This window comes from Kitasatospora sp. NPDC001539, from assembly GCF_040298565.1.
GTDB lineage: Bacteria > Actinomycetota > Actinomycetes > Streptomycetales > Streptomycetaceae > Kitasatospora.
Genome location: NZ_JBEPAK010000360.1, coordinates 1 through 5,173, shown reverse-complemented (window position 1 = coordinate 5,173; position 5,173 = coordinate 1). Strand labels below are relative to the sequence as shown.

Sequence of the window (5,173 nt, the reverse complement as noted above, 5' to 3'; positions counted from 1 at the left end):
GTCCGACAACCGCTCACCCGCAGGCGACTTGACCTGCCCCACCCTTGCCACACCACAACCAACGAGCCACAGACACCAAAGTCACCGGCATTGGGGCTAGGCCAGGACGGTCACGGTCAGGACGCCGTCCTGGTCCGCCGTGACGGTGACCGCGTCGAGGGTGGGAGCCAGGGCGTCCGGGTGGTGGGCGGCGGCGCGGGGGCCGACGCCGATGACCCGTATGCCGGCCGCGCGGGCGGCGGCGATGCCGGCGCCGGAGTCCTCGAAGGCGAGGCAGTCGGCGGGGGCGTGGCCGAGGGCGGCGGCGCCCTTGAGGAAGCCCTCGGGGTCGGGCTTGCTGGCGCCGACCGACTCGGCGGTGACCAGGACGGGCGGCAGCGGCAGCTCCGCGGCGGCCATCCGGACCCGGGCGAGGGCTTCGTCGGCGGAGGTGACCAGGGCGTGCGGGAGGCCCGCCAGGGCGGCGAGGAAGGCGGGGGCGCCCGGGACCGGGACGACGCCTTCGGTGTCGGCGCGTTCGGCGGCGAGCATCTGCTCGTTCTCGGCGAGGTTGACCTCGACCGGGCGGTGCGGCAGCAGGGCGGCCATGGTGGCGTGGCCCTGGCGGCCGTGGGCGACGGCGAGCACCTCGGCCGGGTCGAGGCCCTGCCGTTCGGCCCAGCGGCCCCAGCAGCGCTCGACCACGGCGTCGGAGTCGACCAGGGTGCCGTCCATGTCGAGCAGCAGGGCGCGGGCGGTCAGCCGGACGGTGGCAGCGGCCATGGGAAGGGCTCCTCGGTCCTCGGGGTACGGTGAAGGACGAGCCCTGGAAAGCGAGCTCTTTGTTTCTAGATGATACAAAAACTCCGGGCGATCAGCCGAGCAGATGGGCGTTGACCGCCCGGGCCTCCTCGGCCAGTTCCGGGAGCTCCACCACCTCGACCCCGGCGGCCTCCAGCAGGGCCGTGCCCTGGCAGTCGGTGACGAACAGGTCCGGCTCGCGCCAGGCGACCACCACCCGCGGCACGCCCGCCGCGATGAGCAGCCGGGCGCACGGCACCGGCCGCGAGGCGCGCAGGCCGCAGGGCTCCAGGCTGCTGTAGACGGTCGCGCCGCGCAGTCGGGCGTCACCGGCCGGGAGCTTGGCCAGGGCCGCCTCCTCGGCGTGGTCGTGCGGGTCGGCCTCGCGGCTGAAGCCCTCCGCGAGCACCTCGCCGTCGGCGCCGACGATCACCGCGCCGACCGAGAAGGCCGTCCCGGAGGGCGGGCAGCGGCGGGAGAGCTCGACGGCTCGGCGGAGGTGCTCGAGGTCAGTGGCGGCGGACTGGCTCACGGTGCGGGCTCCTTCGGGGCGTACCTCAACAGGACGACGTCGTCCACGCTACGTGCCTCCAGCAGGCGCATCCGCCGGGTCGGCCCGCCCGGGAAGGCGGCCGGGCCGACGAACCGCGGCGCCTCGGCCTGGCCCACCAGCAGGGGAGCGACGGCCAGTTGGAGTTCGTCCGCGAGGCCCTGGGCGAGGAACTGGGTGTGCACGCCGCTGCCGCCCTCGACCATCAGCCGGCGCACGCCGCGCGCGCCCAGGTCGTCCAGCACCGCGCCGAGGTCCACCGCGCCGCCGAGCGCGACCACCTCGGCGAGACCTTCGAGGCGGGGGCGCAGCACCGCCGCCCCGGCGTCGGTGGTGTAGGCGAGCTTGGCGCCGCCGGTGTGCCAGAACCGCAGGTCCGCGTCGAGTGCCCCACTGGCGCTGAGCGTCACCTTCAGCGGGTACTCGGGCCGCCCGGCGGCGGCCCGGGCGGCCCGGCGGGCCGGGTCGTTGACCAGCAGGCGGGGGTTGTCGGCGCGCAGGGTGTTGCCGCCGACCAGCACCGCGTCGGCGGCCGCCCGCTCCTCGTCCACCCGGTCGAAGTCGGCGGCGTTGGAGAGCAGCAGCCGGTCGGGGGAGGCGTCGTCGAGGTGGCCGTCGAGCGAGACGGCGGCGCTCAGCAGGACGTAGGGACGCTGGCCGGGGCCGGGCATGGGCGGGACCTTCTGTCGGAGGGCCCCTGCGGTGGGGGCGCCTCCACGGTACGGCGGCGGGGTGGGGTGCGGTCGGCCTGCGATCGGAATGTGAGACAGTCCTTCTCGATATGCGGGATGCGGCGTAGCGTCAGAGTCGTCGCGGAAACGTGTCGGAACGTCGCGGAGCCATCGCGAAGAGCGTCGCGGCATCGTCGCGAAGTGCGTCGCGAAGTGCGTCGCGACGTGCGTCGCGGAGAACGTCGCGGAACGGTCTGCGACAGCGGAAGACCAGCTGGAAGACCGACCACGCCCAGGGGGCCCTCATGTCCGGATCGCAACCCGCCACCGTCTACACCCACGGCCACCAGGAGGCCGTGCTGCGCTCGCACCGCTCCCGGACCGCCGCCGACTCGGCCGCCTACCTGCTGCCCGAACTGCGGCCCGGCCAGGCCCTGTTGGACGTCGGCTGCGGCCCCGGCACGATCACCGCCGACCTGGCCGAGCTGGTCGGCCCCCGCGGGCGGGTGGTGGCCGTGGACACCTCCGCCGAGGTGCTGGAGCAGGCCGCCGGGTACGCCGCCGAGCGCGGCCTGTCCAACGTGGTGTTCGAGCAGGCGGACGTGCACGGACTGCCCTACCGGGACGGCGAGTTCGACGTCGTGCACGCCCACCAGGTGCTGCAGCACCTGGGCGATCCGGTGTCGGCGCTGCGCGAGATGCGCCGGGTGACGGCGCCCGGCGGGGTGGTCGCCGCCCGGGACGCCGACTACGCCTCGATGACCTGGTTCCCCGAGGTACCCGCGCTGGACCGCTGGCTGGAGCTGTACCGCCGCACCGCCCGGGCCAACGGCGGTGAGCCGGACGCCGGGCGGCGGCTGCTGTCCTGGGCCCGCGCGGCCGGCTTCACCGAGGTGACCGCGGGCGCCGGCACCTGGACGTACGCGACGGCCGAGCGGCGCGCGTGGTGGGGCGGGACGTGGGCGGACCGGGTGACCGGCACGGCGTTCGGACGGACGGCGGTCGAGCGCGGCTTCGCCGACCGGGCCGAGCTGGAGCGGATCGCGGACGGCTGGCGGGAGTGGGCCGCCGCCGAGGACGGTTGGTTCTCGATGATCCACGGCGAGATCCTGGCCCGCGGCTGAACACGGGGCCGACGGGGGCGAGGGGGCTGAGCGCGGAACCGAAGGGCTGAGGAGCTGAAGGGCTTAAGCGCTGAGCGCGGGCCGAGGACTCGGCCCCGGGGCTGCGGAGGCCTGGACGCGGGTCGGCCACGGCCGGCGGGGCGGGCGTTCGGAAAGATCGGGTAAAGTCGCGCGACCGTTCGCATCGGGCCCGCTCGGGCCGAGCCGTGGTGCGGACGCCGCAACGCCGAACAGACGCCCGCCCCGGCGGGTTGGGGGAGTCCAACGTGTCCAAGCCTGAGCCCGAGCTGTCCGCCGCCCCGGGGACGGACCCGCGGGTGGACTTCCGCAAGGACCGTGGCGCCGGGAACGCCCCCGCGCACGCCGAGGCTCCGCAGCGACCCGCCGGAGCCGAGCCCGCCGCCGGGGCCGCCCCGGCCGCCGGAGCCGAGCCCACCGCCGAGCCGGCCCGAGCACCGGAACCCGCCGCCGAGCCGGCCCGGAACCCCGCCCCGGAGCCCGTCGACCCCTGGGCCCCGCCGGCCGACCACCCGCCGCAGGCCGCGCCGCTGCCCTCGCAGGCCCCGCCGCAGCCGCCGCCCCCACCGCTGCCCGCCGGCGGCTGGGCCTCGGTGCCGCCCTCGGCACAGTCCGGCGTGCAGCCCGGCGCTCCGCAGCCGACCCCCGGCGCGAGCCCCAACCCCTACGGCGCCCCCTTCCCGTACGGCTCCGCCTCCCCGTCCCCGTACCAGCCGCGGCCGGAGCGGCGCACCAACGGCTTCGCGGTCGGCTCGCTGGCGAGCGGCCTGAGCCTGCTGTCGCCGGTGGCCGTGGTGTTCGGGATCATTGCGCTGACCCAGATCAACCGCCGCAAGGAGCGCGGGCGCGCCATGGCGGTGATCGGCCTGGTCCTCGGAGTGATCGGCACGGTGCTGCTCGCGCTGCTGTTCGGCGCGGGGGACTTCGGTTCCGCGCGGGACGGCCGGTACGTCCGCAAGGCCCCGCCGGGCGCGGTCCGCTGGTCCGCGCTGAAGGCCGGGGACTGCTACGACGTCCCGAGCGCCGGCAGCGCCGGCGACGGGAACGGCGACGAGACCGTGTACTGGGTCCGCCGACTGCCCTGCTCGGCGCCGCACCACGGCGAGGTGGCCGGCACCAGCAAGGTCCCGGAGGACCAGGGCCCGTACCCGGGCGAGACCGCCATGCGCGAGCGGGCCGCCGTGCTGTGCCGCCCGGTGCTGGGGGACTACGCGCTCGACCAGTGGGCCGTGCCGGACGGCATGGACGACGTGTACCTCTACCCGACCTCGGGCAACTGGGACGCCGGCGAGCGGTACGTCACCTGCGCCTTCGAGGACCGCGACGACCAGCACGTGGGGACGGTCCGCACGGACCGGGCGAGCCTCACCGCCGCCCAGCTGGCCTACCTGGAGGCCGTCCGGGCCTTCAACGACACCTACACGGACGCGCCGAAGCAGGACGTCGCCGGCGCCGAGGCGGAGTACCGGTCCTGGGCCCGGCGGATGGCCGTCGCCTCCAGGGCCGAGGCCGCGGCCCTGCGCAAGCCGACCGCGGACTGGTCGGCCGACGTCAAGCCCGCCGTGGAGAAGCTGGCCGAGGCGCAGTCCCAGGCAGCCGCCGCCTGGGACGCCGCGACCTCCGGCGCCGACCTGGCCGGCGACCTCCGCCGGGCCCGGTCGCTGGTGGCCAAGACCGCGCCGATCAGCGTCGAGATCCGTCGCGGCCTCGGCCTGGCCACCGGTGAACAGGCGCCCGACCTCCGGGTCTGACCGCGCCCGCACAGGAGTTACTCGGCGTTAACACCGCCCATACGTGCCGGTATCGGTCGCCCCGTACGCTCGCTCCGTGTCCCCGGCCCGACCCCCACGCCGGCCGGGGACCACCGCTGCTCGCCCGCTCGCCTCCGGGGCGCGCTGCTGCTCGCCCGCTCGCCTCCGGGGCGCGCTGCTGCTCGCCCGCTCGCCTCCGGGGCGCGCTGCTGCTCGCCCGCTCGCCTCCGGGGCGCTCTTGTCCGGTGCCGACGGTCGGCGCTCCAAGGCCCCTCGTCC

3 protein-coding genes and 1 pseudogene are annotated in these 5,173 nt (G+C 76.2%); 2 read left to right on the top strand and 2 right to left on the bottom strand.

Going from position 1 to position 5,173, the window contains the following annotated elements:
• Positions 1-96: 96 nt before the first annotated feature.
• The gene (locus ABT247_RS31565; protein ID WP_350749553.1) at positions 97-762 is read right to left on the bottom strand and encodes an HAD-IA family hydrolase; all 666 of its coding nucleotides are present in this window, start codon (positions 760-762) and stop codon (positions 97-99) included.
• A 91-nt stretch (positions 763-853) separates the two neighbouring features.
• Positions 854-2,001 (bottom strand): annotated as a pseudogene (locus tag ABT247_RS31560) (dihydrofolate reductase family protein).
• A 305-nt stretch (positions 2,002-2,306) separates the two neighbouring features.
• Here ABT247_RS31560 and ABT247_RS31555 point away from each other — a divergent pair.
• Both ABT247_RS31555 and ABT247_RS31550 read left to right on the top strand, forming a co-directional pair.
• Positions 2,307-3,125 (top strand): methyltransferase domain-containing protein, encoded by an 819-nt coding sequence (locus ABT247_RS31555; RefSeq protein WP_350749550.1) that lies wholly within the window; start codon positions 2,307-2,309, stop codon positions 3,123-3,125.
• Between the two features lie 266 nt (positions 3,126-3,391).
• Positions 3,392-4,894 carry a DUF4190 domain-containing protein gene (locus ABT247_RS31550; RefSeq protein WP_350749547.1) on the top strand — a complete coding sequence of 501 codons (1,503 nt, stop codon included), beginning with the start codon at positions 3,392-3,394 and terminating at the stop codon, positions 4,892-4,894.
• The last annotated feature ends 279 nt before the right edge of the window (positions 4,895-5,173 follow it).